The following is an 18,891-nucleotide window of genomic DNA, read 5'->3' as shown; positions in this document are numbered from 1 at the left end:
TCCCCTGCGGCGTCGCGCCCCGAAAGGGGCGCGGGGAACTGCGCGCCCAGCCCCCACCGGACCCGCAGATTGATCCGCCCCCCGCCAGCGGAGCGCTTAGGCTCCGATCACATGACGTCCACGCAGGCAGACAGCGTCCAGCCGACCCGTATCAACCCGTTCCGCATCGACATCCCGCAGGCCGACCTCGACGACCTGCACGCCCGCCTGGACCGCACCCGCTGGCCCGACGACCTGCCCGGCACCGGCTGGGCGTACGGCGTACCGGCCGACTATCTGCGGGAGCTGGTCCGGTACTGGCGGCACACGTACGACTGGCGTGCGGCCGAGGCGGAGCTGAACGCGTGGCCGCAGTTCACGACCACCATCGACGGGTCGAACGTCCACTTCGCGCACATCCGCTCCCCGGAGCCGACCGCCACCCCGCTGATCCTCACCCACGGCTGGCCGGGCTCGATCGTCGAATTCGTGGACATCGTGGGCCTGTTGACCGACCCGGCGGCCCACGGCGGCGACCCCGCCGACGCCTTCCACGTGGTCGTACCCAGCATCCCCGGCTTCGGGCTGTCCGGGCCCCCGGCCGACACCCGCTGGGAGGCGGGCCGGATCGCCGACGCCTGGGCCGAGTTGATGCACCGGCTCGGCTACGAACGGTTCGGCGCGCAGGGCGGCGACTGGGGCTCGGCGATCTCCCGCGAGCTGGGCCGCGCCCACCCCGACCGGGTCATCGGAGTCCACCTCAACCTGCTGCCGGGCGCGCAGGCACTCACCGAGCCCACCGCTGAAGAACTGGCCGCGCTCAGCCCCGAGGAGCGGGCGGACACTCAGGAATCCTGGCGCCGCTGGACCGCCTGGTCGCGCGAGGGCACCGGATACGCCGTCCTCCACGCCACCCGCCCGCAGACTCTGGCGTACGCCCTCACGGACTCGCCGGTCGGCCAACTCGCCTGGATCGTCGAGAAGTTCAGGGAGTGGACCGACTCGGAGGAGCTGCCCGAGGAGGCCGTCGACCGGGACCGGCTGCTCACGAACGTGATGCTGTACTGGCTGACGGGGACGGCCGGTTCGGCCGCCCGTATCTACTACGAGCGGGCCCACGCCACCGGCGCCCGGGCCGCCGCGCCCACGCTCCCGTCCACCACCCCCACCGCGCTCGCCGTCTTCCCGGCCGAGATCCAGATCCCGCTCCGCCACAAGGCCGAGCGCACCGAGAACATCGTCCGCTGGACCAGGCTCGACCGGGGCGGCCACTTCGCCGCGATGGAGGAACCGGACCTGCTGGCAGCGGACGTACGGGCCTTCTTCCGGCAGCTGCGCGCAGCGGGCTCCGGGTGACCCCTCTGCTCACGGCGAATCTGCTGAGGGCCTAGAAACCCCCAGGCGGGGGCGTTGTCGGCCGACAGTGGAGACAGGTCACGACACTCTCGACACCCTCGACACCCTCGACAAGGAGTGCCCATGTCTCCACTCACGGCCGGTTTCGCGCCGGCCCTCATGCCCCGCGCCGAGGAGGGCGACACCCCGTCCTCCCGCTTCGACGACCACCTCGCCGCCCAGCTCCTCGGGCAGCGGATCGTCTTCCTCGGCACCCAGGTCGACGAGGTCTCCGCGAACCGGGTCTGCGCCCAGTTGCTGCTCCTGTCCGCGGAGGACCCGCGCACGGACATCAGCCTGTACATCAACAGCCCCGGCGGCTCGGTGACGGCGGGCCTCGCCATCTACGACACGATGCGGCTGATCCCGAACGACGTCGCCACGCTGGCCATGGGTTTCGCGGCGAGCATGGGCCAGTTCCTGCTCAGCGTCGGCACCCACGGCAAGCGCTACGCCCTCCCCCACGCGCGGGTCATGATGCACCAGCCGTCGGCGGGCATCGGCGGCACCACCGCCGACATCGAGATCCAGGCGGAGAACCTGGACTTCACGAAGAGGACCATCGAGCGGCTGACCGCTCAGCACACGGGCCAGAGCGAGGAGACGATCTCCCGCGACGGCGACCGCGACCGCTGGTTCACGGCCGAACAGGCCAAGGAGTACGGCATGGTGGACCGGATCGTCGCCTCCCTGGACGACGTGCGCCCGGCCGCCTCGAAGCGACGGATGGGGCTCTGACATGGGGACGTACACGATTCCGAACGTCGTCGAGCGGACCCCGAACGGCGAGCGTTCGTACGACGTGTTCAGCCGGCTGCTGTCCGAGCGGATCATCTTCCTCGGCACCGACATCGACGACGGGGTCGCCAACGTCGTGATCGCGCAACTCCTCCATCTGGAGTCGTCGGCGCCGGAGCGGGAGCTCGCGATCTACATCAACTCGCCCGGCGGATCGTTCACTTCACTGATGGCCATCTACGACACCATGACGTACGTGCAGGCCCCGATCTCGACGTTCTGCGTCGGTCAGGCCGCGTCGACGGCGGCCGTGCTGCTGGCCGGCGGGGACCCCGGGCGTCGGTTCGTCCTGGAGCACGCGCGCGTGCTGCTCGGTCAGCCGGCGAGCGGCGGGCAGCGTGGCATGGTCTCCGATCTCGCCCTCCAGGCGAAGGAGATGGTGCGGATCCGCTCCCAGGTGGAGGAGGTGCTGTCCCGGCACACCCACCACGACATCGCCACGCTGCGCGCCGACATGGACCGCGACAAGGTGTTCACCGCGCCGGAGGCCGTGGCGTACGGCCTGGCCGACGAGGTGGTCAGCCGACGCCTCGGCCCGTCCTGAGCGGCGCCGTCAGGCGGCGACCAGACTGAGCTGCGCGTTGTACGGCGAAGTGACCCTGCCCTGACGCCTGTTGCGGCGCTGGCCCAGTTCGTCTCCGGCCAGCGACAGCAGGTCGCCGAGGTCGAGACCGAGGGCGTGGGCGGCGGCCGCGAGGACCTCCGAGGAGGCCTCCTTGCGGCCCCGCTCCACCTCCGAGAGATACGGCATGGAGATCCGGGCGGCGTCGGCCACGTCCTTCAACGTGCGTTCCTGGGCGAGGCGTTCGCGTCGTAGGACGTCACCGACCAGGTCGCGCCACAAAGGCTCCTTGGGCGCGGGAACCTGTGGCTCCGGCAGGTGAGGGGCCGGCTCGTGCGGGCGCAGCGGAATCACGCGGGCTTGGTTCGGCGCTTGGTTGCTCACCCCCTCAGACTAAAAGCCTTGGACGTGAGGGCAAGGGATCAGCATTCTGCCCTGGGGGGAATCGCCGATACGAAAGGGTGCCGGAACGGTGCTGCGCGACACATTCGACAGAGCGGCCGAGCGCTACGACCGGGCCCGCCCCCGGTATCCGCGCCCCCTGGTCGACGAACTGGCCCGCACGGCGGACCTCGGCCCGGCCGGCCGGGTCCTGGAGATCGCCCCCGGCACCGGTCAACTCACCGTCCCGCTCGCCGGGTTCGGCTGCCGGCTGACCGCCGTGGAACTGGGCCCGTCGCTCGCGGCGGTGGCCCGGCGCAATCTGAGCGCGTTTCCGCGGGTGGACGTACAGGTCGCGGACTTCGAGCTGTGGGAGGTGCCGGACGAGCCGTTCGACCTGGCGGTGATCGCGACGGCGTACCACTGGTTCGATCCCGGGAGGTTCCTCGCGAAGACGGCGTCCGCGCTGCGTCCCGGCGGGCACCTCGCGGTCGTCACCACGCACCATGTGGCGGGCGGCACGCAGGACTTCTTCGACCGGATACAGCGCTGCTACGAACGCTGGGACCCGGCCACCCCGCCCGGCTTCCGGAGTCCCACCGAGGACGAAACGGCAACGGACACACGGGAGTTCGAGCACTCCGCGCACTTCGAGGACGTCACGGTGTGGCGGGGCGCGCAGGAGATCACGTACACGACCGACGAGTACCTCGACGTCGTGCTCACGTACTCGAACCATCTCGCGATGGACGAGCCCTCGCGCCAGGGCCTGCTGGCCTGTCTGCGGGAGCTGCTGGATACGCGGCACGACGGCCGGGTCACCAAGCGGTACCTGCACGAGCTGATCACGGCCACCCGGAGCGGGGCGTGAGGGTCTAGCGGTCCTCTCCGCCCAGGTACACCACGGCGCGCACCCTCTTGCCGACCGGGACCCGTTCGACGCTCACCTGCGCGGCCAGGGCGTGGACTATCTCCAGGCCGTGCCGGCCGATGCGCTCGGGGTCCCGGGCGAAGAGCCGGGGCAGGGCGACGCTGCTGTCGCAGACGGACACCGTCACCGAGGTGTCCGTGCCCTCCAGCTCCAGGATGTACGGCCCGTTGCTGTGGCGATCCGCGTTGGTGACCAACTCGCTCACCACCAGCAGCAGTTCACCGTCGGACTGGTCGTCGATCGTGGCGCACCACTCGGTTCTGAGCTGCTCCAGGAACTGGTGCGTGAAGTGCCGGGCCGCGGAGATGCAGCCCGGTTCTCCGGTGTAGTGCGCCGCCCGCCTCAGCGGTTCCACGGGCACGTCGAAACGAGTCGGTATCACTACCCCGTCCCGGTGGTCGATCATGCGTGTCTCTCTCGGAAGGCGGCACTGCCGGTCGCTGTCGTACCAGTGCTCGTACCCAGCCCCACGCCCGGCAGTCCCCCCGATCAGAGTGACGGTGAAATCGACCCCGACGAAACCGGCGCGCTGAAGCTCGACGACGAGGTCGTGGTCGTGTCGGAAGCGAGCGATTCGGGTGGGGCGGACGAGGCCGAGGAGGCGGAAGAGGCTGACGACGACTCCGTGGACGGAGGCTCGGAGGACGGGGACTCCGAACTCGGGGACGAGGAGGACGGCGAGGACGGCGCGCTCGACGTCGGCGGGCACGGGCTGGTGGACGTGCCGGGCGTTCCCGGCGTGCCGGGGGCCGTGGAGGCGCACGGCGACGGGGAGTTGGAGGACGGCGAGGTCGGCGGGGACACGGTCACCGAGGGGCTGGCCGGGTTCACCGGCGGCGGGGTCTTGTGGTCGTGCTTGCCCGTGTCGCCGTGGTGGCGGCCGAACCAGTGGTGGTTGTCGGGGTCGTAGATCACGAAGATGTTGATGATCTGCGGTGCGGGGGTCACCACGACGACGTTCTGCGGCCGGTACGAGGACCAGGTGTCGCCGGTGCGCTTCGGGGTGGTCTGCTGGGCGACCGGCGGCGACAGCGGGTTGCCGCAGGCGCAGCGGACGCGGGGCACGCCGTGGTTGTCGACGAGGACGGCGGTGCCGGCCTGGAGGACGGCCTGGTAGCTGGTGGCGGCGCCGTCGCGGTAGCCGTGGTTGGTGACGCGGGTGTCCATGCGCAGTTGTACGGGGGTGAGCGAGCGCAGGTAGGCGGGGACTCCGGCGGGCTGGACGCCGGCGACGGACGCGAACGCCGTGTTCTTCGCCGGGGCCGCCTGAAGGGCCTTGATCTGCTTCTCGACGTCACAGCTGGAGACGTTCTGGGTGCCGCCGTAGAGACCGGGGGCACCGCCGTCGACACCGCGCACCGCGTTCACCGGTTCCGAGGCGCTGGGGGACGCGGTGACGGGCGGGGCGGAGTTCTCGGTGGCACTGGACTCGGTGAACGGGTCGGGCCCGGTCTTGGCCGCGGACTGGAGAAAGACCTCGCCCTTGCTCGCGGTGTTGCTCGAACCGCCGTCGGACCGGGTGAAGACGAGCCCCAGCACCACGGCGGCCACCACGACGGCCGTGAGGATCGCGACCCGCGGCACCGACTTCCACCAGGGCCGGTGCGGCTCCGGCGCCCCGGCACCGCCACCGCCCGAGGGCTGCGAGGGCGGGCCGGAAGGCGGCTGGGAGGGTCCCGACAGGGGGCCGGAGGGCGGTCCGGTGGGGCGGCCTGAAGACGGAGGTTCGACGCTCACGAGCTCTTCTTCCCGACGCGGTCGACAGCGGCTTGTACTCATTTACGCCGCTTTATCCACAACGAACCCATTGTGTGCTCGGGTCCCGGTCCGCCCGCAAGCCGACGCGGACGGCCCTCCCGGCGGGCGCGCTCCCCGGCCGCTGCTTAGCGTGACAACGTGACCCCCCGAACCCCCTCTGACCAGGCAGTAGCCCAACACGGCTGGCTCCAGGCGCTTGCCACGACGCTGGCAGGAGTGCTCGGCATGGGCATGGTCTCCGCGCTGGGCCTGTGGGCGGCGGGCGCGACGGACCTCCCGGACGGCGCGTTCCCCCGGGTCGTCACGGCCACGGTGGTGACGGCGGTGGGCGGCACCGTGAAACTCACCGGCAACGCCGGCTCCCTGGCCGACACCAAGGCGGGCCTGACCGTCATCCCCCTCTCGGTAACCCTGACCGGCGCCCTGCTGACCGCGGCGGGTTTCCTACGACCTCTGCGGCACCGAGCGGTCGCCTCGGGGGCGGAACTGGCCGGCTGGGCCGCCCGTATCGCCGTCCTGTGGCTGCTCGCCCTGATCGGACTGGCCCTGGGCACGCGCCAGAAGTTCTCGATCTCCCTGGGCACCGGAACCCTCGGCGACATCGGCGACCTGCTGGGCGCCTCCCCCGAGGTCGGCTTCGAGGCGGACGTACCGCAGACGGTGCTGTTCGGTTTGCTGTGGCTGGCAGGGGTACTGATCCTGTCCCTCCTGGTGTCCCCCGGCGCACCCCTCCCGGCCCGCCTCCTCCGCTTCCACGCGTCGGTACGCCCGGCCGCGTTCGCGGTGGTGGCCCTGCTCCTCGCCTACGTCGCCCTCGGCGTCGTTCTGGCCCTCGTCGTGGCGGCGACACGCGGCTACGCCGCCCAGACCTTCGCCCTCATCCTCCTGGGAATGCCGAACCTGGTCTGGCTGGCCCTCACGATCGGCCTGGGTGCCACCTGGAACGGCCGGGTGGACGGCCCCTTCGGCCTCCCCGTCCCCCGCCTCCTGAACGAGGTCCTGCGCACCCCGGACGTCTCCACCCTGAACCTGCGCTCGCTCGCCGCCCACGACAGCGGCGTCTGGTGGCTCCTGGTAGTGAACGCGGTCCTGCTCCTCTCGGCCGCCTTCCTGATGGCCGCCCGCTCCCCGGCCCGCGTACGCGCCTGGCAGCACGCCGTCCACCTGGCGATCGCCTTCGCCCTGGCGGTCCTCATGATCTGCCTGGTCGGACGAATCTCGGCCCACTACGGCCTCTCCCTCCTCGGCATCGGCGACGTGGGCGGCGGCCTGTCCGGAGACCTGTTCCTGAAGCCGGAGTTGTGGTCGGCGGTGGGACTGGCGGCGCTGTGGGGTCTGGTCGCGGGATTCCTCGGGGCCCTCCTCGCAAGGCGGGTCCACCGACGGGGCGAGGTCGAAATCCCCAAGCAGCCACAGCACCAGCCATGAGAGTCTGCGCCCACCCGACGAAAGGGCAGACATGGCATTGCCCCTCGAAGACCGCCTGGCCATAACGGAGTTGATCGCCCTGCACGGCCACCTGGTCGACGAGGGCGAACTCGACCGCCTGGCCGAGGTGTTCACCCCGGACGTCGAGTACGACGTCACCGACTTCGGCCAGGACACACTGACGGGCCTCACCCAACTCGTGGACGCGGCCCTTGCGTTGGGCGCCGGGAACCCTGTCGCCCATCACGTCACCAACGTGGTGGTGGAGGAGTTGGGGGACGGCCAGGTCCGGGCCCGATCGAAGGGCCTGGGCATCAAAGCGGACGGCTCATGCGGATCGGTGACGTATGAGGACACGGTAGTCCGGGTGAGGTCGGTTTGGCGGATCGCGCGCCGCAGAGTCACGGCACGACGCACACCCCTCAACGGCCTGACGCCGGGGCCTACAGCGCCCCTTTCAGGGGCGCGGGGAACTGCGCGACCAGCCCCCACGAACCCGCAGACGAAACACTAGCCAAGCCGCCTGAACACCGGCTCCGCCCACCGCGGCGGCTCCGGTGGCCTCCCATCCCGCCGCGAGGCCACCCGCCGGTCCACCTCGGTAGGCGCATGCCCGGCCTCACCCCCACGCAACTCAGTGACAAACGCCAGGCAGGACTCGTACCGATCATCAGGACTCTTCGCCAGCGCCTTGGCGAAAACCCCGTCGACGTACCCCGGCAGATCACCCCGAGCCTCACTGACCGCCGGAGGCATGTCGTACTGGTGCGCCCACAACAACGCCATGTCATCGTCCCGCCGAAACGGCGGTCGCCCCGCCAGGGTCTCGTAGACGACGCACGCCAGCCCGTACACATCGCACCGCCCGTCCACCGGCCGCCCCGAGATCTGCTCAGGAGCCACATAGTCGAGCGTGCCGACGAACTGCCCGACAGTCGTGAACCCGGTGAGTGACAGCGACTTCTTCGTCAGACCGAAGTCGGTCAGATAGACGTGCTCCGGGTGATCGCTGTCAGTCCCGCGGGCCACAAGAATGTTGCCCGGCTTCACGTCCCGGTGGACCAGCCCGTGTTCGTGGGCCGCGTCCAGCGCGGACGCGACCTGTGTGGCGATGCGCGCGGCCGTCGGGAGGGTCAACGGGCCCTCCCGGTCCAGGAGATGACGCAGGTCGCTGCCGGAGACGTAGCGCATGGCGATGTACAGGACGCCGTCCGTCTCGCCCGCCTCGAAGACGGGAACGATGTGCGGGTGGTCGATCGCGGCGGCGACCCGGGACTCGTGGGTGAAGCGTTTACGGAAGGTGTCGTTGCGGGCGAGTTCGGGGGCGAGGAGCTTGAGGGCGACCGTGCGGTCGAGGCGGAGGTCGTGGGCGCGGTAGACGACGGCCATGCCGCCGCGGCCGATCTCGTCCTCGATGCGGTAGCCGGCGATCTGCTTCCCGATCAGTTCGGAGGGGCGACCGGAGAACAGGCTCGCGTCACGAGCCATCGGGGCTCACGACCTGAGTGGGGGCGTGACCGGCGTCGGCCGGTTCGGCGCGGGGCCCGTCGTCCGAGGCATAGGTGCTTAGCCGGGTGCCGTCGCCGTACACCCAGCGTTCGTGGTCGGCGTCGTAGAGCCAGACGGATTCGCCGTCGACGACCACGCCGATCCGCAGGCCCTTGGTGCGGGCCTCGAAGGACGCGCCGTCCAGGCCGCCGCCCGCGAGGTCCTCCACCGCGCTGCGGTAGCGGGCGAGGGCCTGTTCGGCGCGGGCGAGCAGCGGGCGTGGGTCTGCGGTGCGGGTGAGGGGGCCGCCGGCTGCCGGCGGGTCCTGGGAGACCGAGATCAGGTGGCGGCCGTCGACCCAGGCGGACCAGCCGTTGGAGCACAGGGCGTGGGCCCAGTCGCCGCGCCGCTCCAGCAACTGCACCGGGAGCAGCGCGTCGAGCGGCACGGTGGGGCGAGCGGGGTCCGGGGCCTCCCAGGCGGGCATCCCGTGCTCGGGGACGACGTGCGTGGGCCGGAAGCCGGGGGGTGGGATCGTCATCGTGGCGGCCCCTTATTTCCGCATCACGGCGGGTTCGTGCCGCCGCAGCAGCCGGGAGACCACGATTCCGAAGAGCAGCGACAGCACGATCAGCATGCCCATGTTGAGCAGCCACACCCCGGCCGAGTGCCGGAACATCGGGTCGCCGGTCAGCTCGCCCGGCACGATCCGGGCCAGTCCGATGGTGCCGGCCATCCCGCCAAGCGCCCACCGGGAGGGCACGAGCCACGAGAGCTGTTCCAGGCCGGGTACCCCGTGCAGCTTCAACAGGGCGCCGCAGAACACCACTTGGACGATGGCGAGCAGCACCAGCAACGGCATCGTCACTTCCTCCTTGCGCACCGTCGCGGAGACCAGCAGGCCGAGCATCATCGCGGTGAAGGCCAACAGGGCCACGGCCACGGTGATTTCGATCAGGGGTGGCATCAACACCCCTTTGCCCCCGGGCGCGTTGAGATCGACGCCGAACAGTCCCACCAACGTGAGGACCACGGCCTGCGCCACGGTGATCGCGCCCAGGACGACGACCTTGGAGAGCAGGTACGCCGATCGGGACAGGCCGACGGCTCTCTCTCGCCGGTAGATCGCGCGCTCCTTGACGAGTTCGCGCACGGCGTTGGCCGCGCCGGTGAGCACGCCGCCGACGCACAGGATGAGCAGCGCGTTCATCGCCGTCTCGCGGGTCAGTTCGCTCCCGGCGAGCGCGCGGGCCATCGCGCCCATGACGAACGGCAGCGCGATCATGATGACGAGGAAGGTCCGGTCGGCGGCGAGGGCGGCGGTGTAGCGGCGTACCAGCGTGCCGAGTTGGGCGCTACGGCTGCGAGGGCGGGGCGGCGGAGCCACGGCGACCGGTGCGGAGCCGAGCAGGTGGGGCTGCGCCGTGGAGTTCGCGATGTACCGGCGTTGGAAGGGCGATTCCCTGAACTCCCCTGCCCAGTCCCGCTCCTGGTCCCGCTCGAAGGCCTCGAACGCCTCCGGCCAGTGCTCGAAGCCGAAGTAGGCGAGGGCGTCGTCGGGCGGCCCGTAGTAGGCGACCTTGCCGCCGGGCGCGAGCACCAGGAGCCGGTCGCACACGTCGAGGCTGAGGACGCTGTGGGTGACGACGATGACGGTACGGCCGTCGTCGGCGAGGCCGCGCAGCATGTGCATCACCGAGCGGTCCATGCCCGGGTCGAGTCCGGAGGTCGGTTCGTCGAGGAAGAGCAGCGAGGGCTTGGTCAGCAGTTCCAGGGCCACGCTGACGCGTTTGCGCTGGCCGCCGGAGAGGCTGTGCACGGGCTGCGCGGCGCGCTGTTCGAGACCGAGTTCGCGGATGACCTCGTCGACCCTGGCCTGCCGTTCGGTCTTGGCGGTGTCCTGGGGGAAGCGGAGTTCGGCCGCGTAGGACAGGGCGCTGTGCACGGTCAGTTGGGCGTGCAGGATGTCGTCCTGCGGGACGAGGCCTATGCGCTGGCGCAGTTCGGCGTAGTCGCGGTAGAGGTCGCGGCCGTCGTAGAGGACGGTGCCGCGGTCGGCGGGGCGCTGGCCGGTGAGCGCGTTGAGCAGGGTGGACTTGCCGGCGCCGCTGGGTCCGACGACGGCGAGCAGGCATTTCTCGCCGACCGGGAACGACACCTGGTCGAGAAGAACCTTGCGGCCGCGGTCGACAGCGACGGTGAGGTCCTGTACGTCGAGGGAGACCTCGCCGGTGTCGACATACTCCTGCAACTGGTCGCCGACGAGACAGAACGCGGAGTGCCCGATGCCGACGATGTCACCCGGCCCGATCGGGGCGCGGGCGACCGGCTGGCCGTTGAGGTAGGTGCCGTTGTGGCTGCCGAGGTCGACGATCTCGTACGTCCCGTCGGGCATGGCCCGAAGTTCGGCGTGGCGGCGGGAGACGATCAGGTCGTCGACGACGAGGTCGTTGTCGCCGGCCCGGCCGATACGTACGGTACGGCTGGGCAGCGGTCGTACGGTGGTCGGTTGCCGGAAGGTGCCGGTGAAGGCGGGCATGGACACGGCCGAGGGGCGTTCCGGGGCCGGGGCGGGGCGGTCGGCCAGGGTGACGCACGGGCCGTCGGCCGGGTTGCCGAAGCGGATCACGCTGCCGGGGCCGACGCCCCATTCCTGGACTCGGCGGCCGTCGGCGAAGGTGCCGTTCGTGCTGTGCTCGTCCTCCAGCGTCCAGTGGCCGGCGTCGGGCCGCAGAACCGCGTGGTGCCAGGAGACGCGGGCGTCGTCGATGACGATGTCGCTGAGCGGGTCGCGGCCGACGTGGTAGTCGCGTCCCGGGGTCATGACCGTGGAGCCCGATTCCGTCTCCAGGAGGAGTTCGGGCGCGGTCGGCGCGTTCGGCCGCTCTGGCATGACCCGAATTCTACCGATTCGTTCACCTGTGCGCCCGGTCAGCGGTCAGGGGCGTGCGGTGGTCGACACGTGTCAGGCGACGGGGACGACCAGTGCCGGAACGGTCCGCTGCATCCGGAGGGCGTCGACCGATTCGGCGAGCAGTTCGTACTCGGTGGTCTCGTCGCTGATGGCGATCTGCACGAGCCGCCCGGCCGCCAACTCGTAGGCCACCTGCTCCTGTTGGCCGACATCACGCGACCAGGTGCGTAACGCGCGGGGCACGTCGGGGGCCGTGTCGGAAACGGGTACCAGGGCACCCCGGGGGAAGCGCGGGTTCTCCGGTTGCGGGTCGAGCCGGTCGGCCATCCACACCGCGCGGTCCCGTAACCACCACAAGGCGAGTGCCAGGGTCGGCGCGCGGTAGGTTCCCAGAGGCACCCCGACGCGCTGTCCGCCGCAGGTACCGTACGCGGTGACATGGCACAGGAATTCGTCGTGCACGATCACTCCCCCGTCGCGTGTCGATTGCCGGTCGGGCCTCGCTTTCCATGCGGCTCTGATGGCGGCTCGGGTGGCTCGGTTGGTGCGCACGATGGCGGATTTGCCTCGTGAAGCTATTCCCTGGCATTCGGGAAGTTATGCCCTAGCAGACGAGTATGTTCACTCCTGAAACACTGTCACCACGACTTTTTAGCCACTCTCTTGGCATATTCACAGCCTTGTTTGGCCGAAAAGCTTCGTAGCCCGTTTTGCGGGGTTCTCCCGCCGTCATTACCCGAGGGGTAATCGACGCCTCCCGCGCGCCCCGGCAGGGTGGAGTCACCGGGTCGCCAGTCAGCGGATCCGGCCCCTGACCAGTACGAACGACCTCACTGGAGGCTGATTCGCCATGTCCGTGAACACCGACCGATACGAGAGTGCCGTCGCCCACTACTTCGAGGCCTGGAACGCGGGCGATCCGGAGGCGCTGGCGAAGGCGGTCGCCGCCGCCTGGTCCGTCGAGGGTACGTACACCGACCCGCTGGCGACAGTCACCGGTCACGCGGAGATCGCGGGGCTGATCGCCGGGGCGCACGAGCAGTTCCCGGGGTTCGCCTTCCGCCCCCTGGGCGCCGTCGACGGGCACCACGACACCGCGCGCTTCGGCTGGGAGTTGGTGAGCGAAGCCGACGGCTCGGCGCCCGTGGCCGGGTTCGACGTGATCACGCTCGACGCGGACGGTCGCATCCGCTCCGTGCTCGGTTTCCTCGACCGGGTGCCCGCCGGGGCCTGAGTTCCGACCTCCGCGATGAGTTTCCCCGCTCGGGGCGGTCTCTTGTACGGCAGGCCACTCCGAGCGGAGGACACATCATGAGTACGGACACCCCGTTGAACGAGGAATTCACCGCCGAATTGATCAAAAGCCCGAACGACGGCGGCTGGACCTATCTCGTCTGGCCCGAGTCCGTCGCTTTCTTCGGCACCCGCGGTCTGGTCAAGGTCCGCGGCACGATCGACGGGCACCCTTTCCGCAGCTCGTTCATGGCTCTCGGGGACGGCACGCACAAACTCCCCGTGAAAGCCGATCTTCGAAAGGCCATCGAGAAAAGCGAGGGCGACCAGGTCACCGTGCGCCTCGAAGAACGGCTCAGCTCCTAGCGAGGGCCTCTTCGCGGTACCGACGCGGCGCCACCCCGACCGCCCGCTTGAAGGCGTTGCTGAAGGCGCTCTCGGAGGTGTAGCCGACGGAACGGGCCAGCGCGCCGACCGGGGCGGCGTCCTGCCGGAGGGCCCGGGCGGCGAGATTCATCCGCCAGTTGAGCAGGTAGGTCAGGGGCGGCACGCCGGCCGCCTCCTTGAACCGTACGGCGAACGTGGTGCGGGACATCGCGGAGGCCCGGGCCAGCTCCTCCAACTGCCAGGGGTGGGCCGGGTCGCCGTGCATCAGGCGCAGCGCGGGGGCGAGCCGTTCGTCGGCGAGGGCGCGCAGCCAGCCGGGCGGCAGCCCGTCCGAGTCGGTGAGGCAGACCCGCAGCACCTGGACGAACATCAGCTGCGCGAGGTGTGCCGAGACGAACTCGACCCCGGCCCTGCGCGTGCGCATCTCGGCCGCCAACTGCCCGATGAGCCACCGCAGTACACCCGCCTCGGGCGAGTCTGCGCGTACGTGGACGAGCTCCGGCAGCGCCCGCCGCAGGAGGTCGCCGCGGTCGCGGCTCAGGTCGATGTGCCCGGACACGCAGGCGACGTCCACCGCGTCGCCCTGCCCGAGCCGGCCCATCCGGGTCGCCGGGTCCATGACGACGTCCGCGGAGTCGGTCGGCGCGACGCCGGGCCGGCTGCACAGGGTGTACGGCTGGCCGCCGTCGGAGATCACGACGTCCCCCTCGGCGAGCCGCAGCGGTTCGCCGCCGTCCCGGACCAGCAGACAGCCGCCCTGCACCACGGCGTTCACCTTCAGCCGGTCGCGTCCGCGCAACTCGATGGCCCAGTCGCCGCCGGCCGTGAAGCCACCGGAGAACACGCTGCGGGCATCGGCGACGGCGAGGGCGTCGGACAGGGGATCCACGGTCATGTTCGAACTATCACGCAAGTTATGCGGATTCTCAAGTATTCATCGTACGGATCTGCCGCCCTACGGTGGTCTCAACAGCTCAGCTGATGAGGAGAGAGCAGACATGACCAGCACCGCACAGCAGCCCCTGAATTCCGGCTTCGGCGCCGCGTCCACCGCCGAGGAGGTGATCAACGGCATCGACCTGACCGGCAAGGTCGCGATCGTCACGGGCGGCTACTCCGGCATCGGCCTGGAGACGGCCCGGGTACTGCACGGCGCCGGCGCGCGGATCGTCGTACCCGCGAGGGACGTGGAGCGGGCCAGGACGGCGCTCGCGGTCCTCCCAGGAACCGAGGTCGAGCACATGGACCTGCTGGACCCGGCGTCGATCGACGCCTTCGCGGAGAAGTTCCTGGCCTCCGGGCGCCCGCTGCACCTCCTGGTGAACAACGCCGGGATCATGGCGACCCCGCTGGCGCGGGACACGCGCGGCTACGAGGCACAGTTCGCCGCCAACCACCTCGGGCACTTCCAGCTGACCACCAAGCTGTGGCCCGCGCTGGTCGCGGCGAACGGCGCGCGGGTCGTCGTGCTGTCGTCGCGGGGCATCCGCTTCGCCGGGATCGACTTCGACGACCTTCAATTCGAGCACCGGACCTACGAGCCGTTCCTCGCCTACGGCCAGTCCAAGACGGCCAACGCGCTGTTCGCCGTCGAGGTGGACCGGCGCGGACAGGCCGAGGGCATCCGCGCGTTCGCCGTGCACCCGGGCCTGATCATCGACACCGGTCTGGTCAAGCACCTCGACCCGGCGGTGCTCCAGGCCGCGGGGGCGCTCGACGGCGAGGGCAAGCCCATTCGTGACCCGGAGCGCCAGATGAAGACCGTGCAGCAGGGCGCGGCCACCAGCGTGTGGTGCGCGACCAGCCCGCAGCTCGACGGTCTCGGCGGGGTCTACTGCGAGAACGTCGACATCAGCCCGCTGGTGCCCCCCGAGAACGAGACCGCCTGGACCACCGGGGACACGATCCCGGGGGTGCTCCCCCGCGCCGTGGACCCGGAGGCGGCGGCCCGTCTCTGGGAGGTCAGCAAGCTGCTTACGGCCTGAGGATCGCGTCGATGCGGGCCAGCTCGTCGGCGTCGAAGTCAAGGTTGCGGGTGGCCGCGACGCTGTCCTCGATCTGCTGCGGGCTGCTCGCGCCGACCAGCGCGGAGGTCACCCGGCCGCCGCGCAGCACCCAGGCGAGGGCCAGCTGGGCGAGAGTCTGACCGCGCCCCTTGGCGATGTCGTCGAGGGCCCGGAGCTGTCCCACGAGGTCCTCGGTGACCGAGTCGGAGTTCAGGAACGGGCTGTCGCTCGCCGCCCGGGAACCCTCCGGGATGCCGTCCAGGTAGCGGGAGCTGAGCAGCCCCTGCTCCAGCGGGGAGAAGACGATCGACCCGACCTGGAGATCGTCGAGGGCGTCGAGCAGGCCCTCGTCCTCGGGGCGTCGGTCGAGCATCGAGTAGCGCGGCTGGTGGATGAGGAGCGGGGTGCCCAGCTCGCCGAGGATGCGGGCGGCCTCCCGGGTCTGCTCCGCCGAGTAGTTGGAGATGCCGACGTAGAGCGCCTTGCCCGACTGGACCGCCGAGTGCAGGGCGCCCATCGTCTCCTCCAGGGGAGTCTCCGGGTCGGGGCGGTGCGAGTAGAAGATGTCGACGTAGTCCAGGCCCATGCGGCTGAGGCTCTGGTCCAGCGAGGACAGCACGTACTTGCGCGAACCCCATTCGCCGTAGGGGCCGGGCCACATCAGATAGCCGGCCTTGGTGGAGATCACCAGCTCGTCGCGGTACGACCCGAAGTCCGCCTTCAGCGCCTCGCCGAGGGCGGACTCGGCGGCGCCGGGCGGCGGGCCGTAGTTGTTGGCCAGGTCGAAGTGGGTGACGCCGAGGTCGAAGGCGCGGCGCAGGATGGCACGCTGGGTGTCGACCGGGCGGTCGGGCCCGAAGTTGTGCCACAGGCCGAGCGAGATCGCGGGGAGTTTCAGACCGCTGCGTCCGGTGCGCCGGTAGGGCAGGTCCGCGTAACGGTCGGGGTGTGCGGTGTACAACGCGACTCCAGAGGGGTTGGCACACGGGATACCGGTTCCAGGGAACCACTCTCCACTCTGTCCGACCTGCGGGCAGTGGTCCAACAGAAGAATCCGATGGAATTCAGCGGCTACGCTTCTCAATCATGGAACTGCGTCATCTCCAGCATTTCGTCGCCGTCGCCGAGGACCAGCACTTCACCCGTGCGGCCGAGCGGCTGATGGTGTCCCAGTCGGGCCTGTCGGCGTCGATCCGCGCCCTGGAGCGGGAGTTGCAGACCCCGCTGTTCGTCCGCACCACGCGCCGGGTCACGCTCACGGAGGCCGGCCGGGCACTGCTCGGCGAGGCGGAACGCATCCTGGCGCAGGTGCGCTCGGCGCACGAGGCGGTCGCCGCGGTCCAGGGAGTGCTGCGCGGCACGCTGTCGCTGGGCACCGAGCAGTGCATCGCCGGGGTGCATGTGGCGGGGCTGCTCGCCGCGTTCCGGCGCAGGCATCCCGACGTGGAGATCCGGCTGCGGCAGGCGGGCTCCGGGGCGCTGGCGGAGGAGGTCGCGGCCGGGCGCCTCGACCTGGCGTTCGCGTACCGCACCCAGGCGGACACCGACCAGCTGCGCTCGGTGTCCCTCACCAGCGAGCCGATGACCGTGCTGTGTCATCCCAGCCACCGGCTCGCGGAGGCGGGGGCGGCGGTGACTCCGGACGACCTCGGCGGTGAGGTCTTCGTCGACTTCCACCCGGACTGGGCCTCGCGCCGCACCACGGACGCCGTCTTCGCGGCGGCGGGCGTACGGCGGACGGTCGCGCTGGAGGTCAACGACGTGCACAGCCTCCTCGACCTGATCGACGAGAACCTCGGTATCGCGGTGGTCCCCCAGCATTTCCGCCACAAGCGCGAACCTCTCACCGCGCTCCCCCTCAAGGGAACCGGCGAGGAGGTGTACGAGACGGTGGCCCTGCTCCCGCCCCCGCAGGCCACCAGTCCGGCGGCCCGGGCCCTGATGACGCTCCTGGAAACCGACACTCCGGCCGCATGAGGAACGGGGATGCGCGATGGTGGTCGTATGCATGCCAACGACATCCTCATCGACGCGTACGGCCGCGTCCAGGAAGAAGTCCATGCCGCCCTCGACGGCCTGACACCGGACCAACTGCACGCACGCGTGGCCGCCGACGCCAACTCCATCGCCTGGCTGGTCTGGCACCTCACCCGGGTCCAGGACGACCATGTCGCCGACGCCGCCGGCCTCGACCAGGTGTGGCTCACCCAGGGCTGGGAGAAGCGCTTCGGCCTCGACCTGCCGGCCAGGGACACCGGGTACGGCCACACCGCCGCGAAGGTCGGCAAGGTGCGGGTCGAGTCGGCCGGGCAGCTGACCGGGTACTACGACGCCGTGCACGACCAGACGTTGGAGTACCTGCGCGGGCTGACGCCGGAGGACTACGAGCGGATCGTGGACGAGCGCTGGGACCCGCCGGTCACGTTGGGCGTACGACTGGTCAGCGTCCTGTCCGACGATCTCGAACACGTCGGACAGGCCGCGTACGTACGCGGGTTGCTTCAGAGCGCGGAGGCGTAACCCGGCAGGACGACGTCCTCGATGAGGGCCTTGCGCTCGTCGTACGGGATGAACGCGCTCTTCAGGGCGTTCACCGTGACGGTGCGCAGGTCCTCGACGCTCCAGCCCGCCTGCTCGACCAGCAGGGACATCTCGCGCGTCATCGTCGTACCGGACACCAGTCGGTTGTCGGTGTTGAGGGTGACGCGGAAGCCGAGGTCCTTCAGGGCGGTGATGGGGTGCTCGGCGATCGAACTGGCCGCGCCCGTCTGGAGGTTGGAGGTCGGACACATCTCCAGGGCGATACGGCGGTCCCGGACCCAGCCGGCCAGGCGGCCGAGCTTGCCGTCGACGATGTCCTCGGTGATGCGGACGCCGTGGCCGATGCGCTGGGCGCCGCACACCTGAAGGGCCTGGTGGATGCTGGGCAGGCCGTGCGCCTCACCGGCGTGGATCGTGAACGGGACGCTCTCGCGGCGCAGGTGCTCGAACGCGGCGAGGTGGTCGGCGGGCGGAAAGCCGTCCTCGGCACCGGCGATGTCGAAGCCGACGACACCGGCGTCCCGGAAGGCCACCGCGAGGTCGGCCGCCTCGCCGACCCGGTCGAACATCCGCATCCCGCACAGCAACGTCCGCACCTGGACCGGCGTTCCGGCCGCGGCGGCCTTCGCCATACCGGCCGCGAGCCCCTCCTGAACGGTCTCCACGACCTCGCTGAGCGCAAGCCCGCCGTTGGTGTTCAGCTCGGGGGCGTAGCGCACCTCTCCGTAGACGACACCGTCGGCGGCCAGGTCGAGGACGTACTCCTCGGCGGTGCGCAGCAGTCCCTCGCGGTTCTGCATCACGGCGAGGGTGTGCTCGAAGGTGGCGATGTAGCGCACCAGATCACCGGAGTTGGCGGCGTCGAAGTACCAGGCGGCCAACTCGTCCGGGTCGGTGGTGGGCAGCGTGTGGCCGACCGATTCCGCCAGCTCCACCACGGTGGCGGGGCGCAGACCGCCGTCGAGGTGGTCGTGCAGCACGGCCTTGGGGAGTCGGCGGAGGGTGTCGGCGTCTATGCGCGTAGATGACATGTGCGGTGGTTCCTCGGTCGTCGTTCGGTGAGCGGGATGAGGGGTGCGGCGGTGCGAGC

Annotated in this window: 21 protein-coding genes; 11 read left to right on the top strand and 10 right to left on the bottom strand. The window is 70.5% G+C overall.

From position 1 onward, the window contains the following. Nucleotides 1–111: 111 nt before the first annotated feature. The 3 genes from OG194_RS44255 (at nucleotide 112) to OG194_RS44245 (ending at nucleotide 2,716) form a co-directional block, all read left to right on the top strand. Nucleotides 112–1,335, top strand: coding sequence for an epoxide hydrolase family protein (locus OG194_RS44255; RefSeq protein WP_327406363.1), 1,224 nt, complete (start codon nucleotides 112–114; stop codon nucleotides 1,333–1,335). A 123-nt stretch (nucleotides 1,336–1,458) separates the two neighbouring features. After that, nucleotides 1,459–2,112, top strand: a complete 654-nt coding sequence (locus tag OG194_RS44250; protein WP_327406362.1) for an ATP-dependent Clp protease proteolytic subunit — start codon at nucleotides 1,459–1,461, stop codon at nucleotides 2,110–2,112. A 1-nt stretch (nucleotide 2,113) separates the two neighbouring features. Continuing rightward, nucleotides 2,114–2,716, top strand: a complete 603-nt coding sequence (locus tag OG194_RS44245) for a ClpP family protease (protein ID WP_327406361.1) — start codon at nucleotides 2,114–2,116, stop codon at nucleotides 2,714–2,716. A gap of 9 nt (nucleotides 2,717–2,725) precedes the next feature. On the opposite strand, the gene OG194_RS44240 is transcribed toward OG194_RS44245, so the two are convergent. Next, nucleotides 2,726–3,118 (bottom strand): helix-turn-helix domain-containing protein, encoded by a 393-nt coding sequence (locus OG194_RS44240; RefSeq protein ID WP_327406360.1) that lies wholly within the window; start codon nucleotides 3,116–3,118, stop codon nucleotides 2,726–2,728. 88 nt (nucleotides 3,119–3,206) lie between these two features. Here OG194_RS44240 and OG194_RS44235 point away from each other — a divergent pair, with 88 nt between their 5' ends. Then, on the top strand, nucleotides 3,207–3,986 hold the full coding sequence (locus tag OG194_RS44235; RefSeq protein WP_327406359.1) for a class I SAM-dependent methyltransferase: 780 nt from the start codon (nucleotides 3,207–3,209) through the stop codon (nucleotides 3,984–3,986). A 4-nt stretch (nucleotides 3,987–3,990) separates the two neighbouring features. On the opposite strand, the gene OG194_RS44230 is transcribed toward OG194_RS44235, so the two are convergent. Both OG194_RS44230 and OG194_RS44225 read right to left on the bottom strand, forming a co-directional pair. Continuing rightward, nucleotides 3,991–4,452: an ATP-binding protein gene (locus OG194_RS44230; RefSeq protein WP_318022766.1), complete on the bottom strand. Its 462-nt coding sequence runs from the start codon at nucleotides 4,450–4,452 to the stop codon at nucleotides 3,991–3,993. A gap of 83 nt (nucleotides 4,453–4,535) precedes the next feature. Beyond that, nucleotides 4,536–5,783 (bottom strand): DUF6777 domain-containing protein, encoded by a 1,248-nt coding sequence (locus tag OG194_RS44225; RefSeq protein WP_327406358.1) that lies wholly within the window; start codon nucleotides 5,781–5,783, stop codon nucleotides 4,536–4,538. A 159-nt stretch (nucleotides 5,784–5,942) separates the two neighbouring features. Between OG194_RS44225 and OG194_RS44220 the strand changes: the two genes are divergently transcribed. Next, entirely contained in the window at nucleotides 5,943–7,232 is a 1,290-nt protein-coding gene (locus OG194_RS44220; RefSeq protein WP_327406357.1) for a streptophobe family protein, read from the top strand. Between the two features lie 31 nt (nucleotides 7,233–7,263). Next, nucleotides 7,264–7,746: a nuclear transport factor 2 family protein gene (locus OG194_RS44215; RefSeq protein WP_327406356.1), complete on the top strand. Its 483-nt coding sequence runs from the start codon at nucleotides 7,264–7,266 to the stop codon at nucleotides 7,744–7,746. Here the strand turns inward: OG194_RS44215 and OG194_RS44210 are convergent. The 4 genes from OG194_RS44210 to OG194_RS44195 form a co-directional block, all read right to left on the bottom strand. Beyond that, entirely contained in the window at nucleotides 7,743–8,720 is a 978-nt protein-coding gene (locus tag OG194_RS44210; RefSeq protein ID WP_327406355.1) for a serine/threonine-protein kinase, read from the bottom strand. The two genes, OG194_RS44215 and OG194_RS44210, sit on opposite strands and share 4 nt — an antisense overlap. Beyond that, on the bottom strand, nucleotides 8,710–9,255 hold the full coding sequence (locus OG194_RS44205; RefSeq protein ID WP_327407403.1) for a hypothetical protein: 546 nt from the start codon (nucleotides 9,253–9,255) through the stop codon (nucleotides 8,710–8,712). Before OG194_RS44205 ends, OG194_RS44210 begins: the two co-directional genes overlap by 11 nt. Nucleotides 9,256–9,273: 18 nt before the next feature. Next, the gene (locus OG194_RS44200) at nucleotides 9,274–11,613 is read right to left on the bottom strand and encodes an ABC transporter ATP-binding protein/permease (protein ID WP_327406354.1); all 2,340 of its coding nucleotides are present in this window, start codon (nucleotides 11,611–11,613) and stop codon (nucleotides 9,274–9,276) included. Between the two features lie 72 nt (nucleotides 11,614–11,685). Then, the gene (locus tag OG194_RS44195) at nucleotides 11,686–12,096 is read right to left on the bottom strand and encodes a hypothetical protein (protein WP_033280890.1); all 411 of its coding nucleotides are present in this window, start codon (nucleotides 12,094–12,096) and stop codon (nucleotides 11,686–11,688) included. Between the two features lie 388 nt (nucleotides 12,097–12,484). Here OG194_RS44195 and OG194_RS44190 point away from each other — a divergent pair, with 388 nt between their 5' ends. Both OG194_RS44190 and OG194_RS44185 read left to right on the top strand, forming a co-directional pair. Next, nucleotides 12,485–12,868 carry a nuclear transport factor 2 family protein gene (locus OG194_RS44190; protein ID WP_327406353.1) on the top strand — a complete coding sequence of 128 codons (384 nt, stop codon included), beginning with the start codon at nucleotides 12,485–12,487 and terminating at the stop codon, nucleotides 12,866–12,868. Between the two features lie 77 nt (nucleotides 12,869–12,945). Next, the gene (locus OG194_RS44185) at nucleotides 12,946–13,233 is read left to right on the top strand and encodes a DUF1905 domain-containing protein (RefSeq protein ID WP_327406352.1); all 288 of its coding nucleotides are present in this window, start codon (nucleotides 12,946–12,948) and stop codon (nucleotides 13,231–13,233) included. On the opposite strand, the gene OG194_RS44180 is transcribed toward OG194_RS44185, so the two are convergent. Next, nucleotides 13,223–14,149: an AraC family transcriptional regulator gene (locus tag OG194_RS44180; RefSeq protein WP_327406351.1), complete on the bottom strand. Its 927-nt coding sequence runs from the start codon at nucleotides 14,147–14,149 to the stop codon at nucleotides 13,223–13,225. The two genes, OG194_RS44185 and OG194_RS44180, sit on opposite strands and share 11 nt — an antisense overlap. 103 nt (nucleotides 14,150–14,252) lie before the next feature. Here OG194_RS44180 and OG194_RS44175 point away from each other — a divergent pair, with 103 nt between their 5' ends. Beyond that, entirely contained in the window at nucleotides 14,253–15,239 is a 987-nt protein-coding gene (locus tag OG194_RS44175) for an oxidoreductase (RefSeq protein ID WP_327406350.1), read from the top strand. Here the strand turns inward: OG194_RS44175 and mgrA are convergent. Then, a complete protein-coding gene (gene mgrA, locus OG194_RS44170; protein ID WP_327406349.1) occupies nucleotides 15,229–16,221 on the bottom strand; it encodes an L-glyceraldehyde 3-phosphate reductase in 993 nt (330 codons plus the stop codon). The two genes, OG194_RS44175 and mgrA, sit on opposite strands and share 11 nt — an antisense overlap. Nucleotides 16,222–16,346: 125 nt before the next feature. On the opposite strand from mgrA, the gene OG194_RS44165 reads away from it, so the two are divergent. Both OG194_RS44165 and OG194_RS44160 read left to right on the top strand, forming a co-directional pair. After that, entirely contained in the window at nucleotides 16,347–17,237 is an 891-nt protein-coding gene (locus OG194_RS44165; protein WP_327406348.1) for a LysR substrate-binding domain-containing protein, read from the top strand. Nucleotides 17,238–17,264: 27 nt separating this feature from the next. Next, complete coding sequence (locus tag OG194_RS44160) at nucleotides 17,265–17,780, top strand: mycothiol transferase (RefSeq protein WP_327406347.1); 516 nt, start codon at nucleotides 17,265–17,267, stop codon at nucleotides 17,778–17,780. On the opposite strand, the gene OG194_RS44155 is transcribed toward OG194_RS44160, so the two are convergent. After that, nucleotides 17,762–18,832 carry an adenosine deaminase gene (locus OG194_RS44155; protein WP_327406346.1) on the bottom strand — a complete coding sequence of 357 codons (1,071 nt, stop codon included), beginning with the start codon at nucleotides 18,830–18,832 and terminating at the stop codon, nucleotides 17,762–17,764. The genes OG194_RS44160 and OG194_RS44155 overlap by 19 nt on opposite strands. Nucleotides 18,833–18,891: the final 59 nt, after the last annotated feature.

This window comes from Streptomyces sp. NBC_01288 (genome assembly GCF_035982055.1).
Lineage (GTDB): Bacteria > Actinomycetota > Actinomycetes > Streptomycetales > Streptomycetaceae > Streptomyces.
The sequence above is the reverse complement of the archived record's forward strand: the minus strand, read 5'-3'. Positions and strand labels throughout refer to the sequence as shown.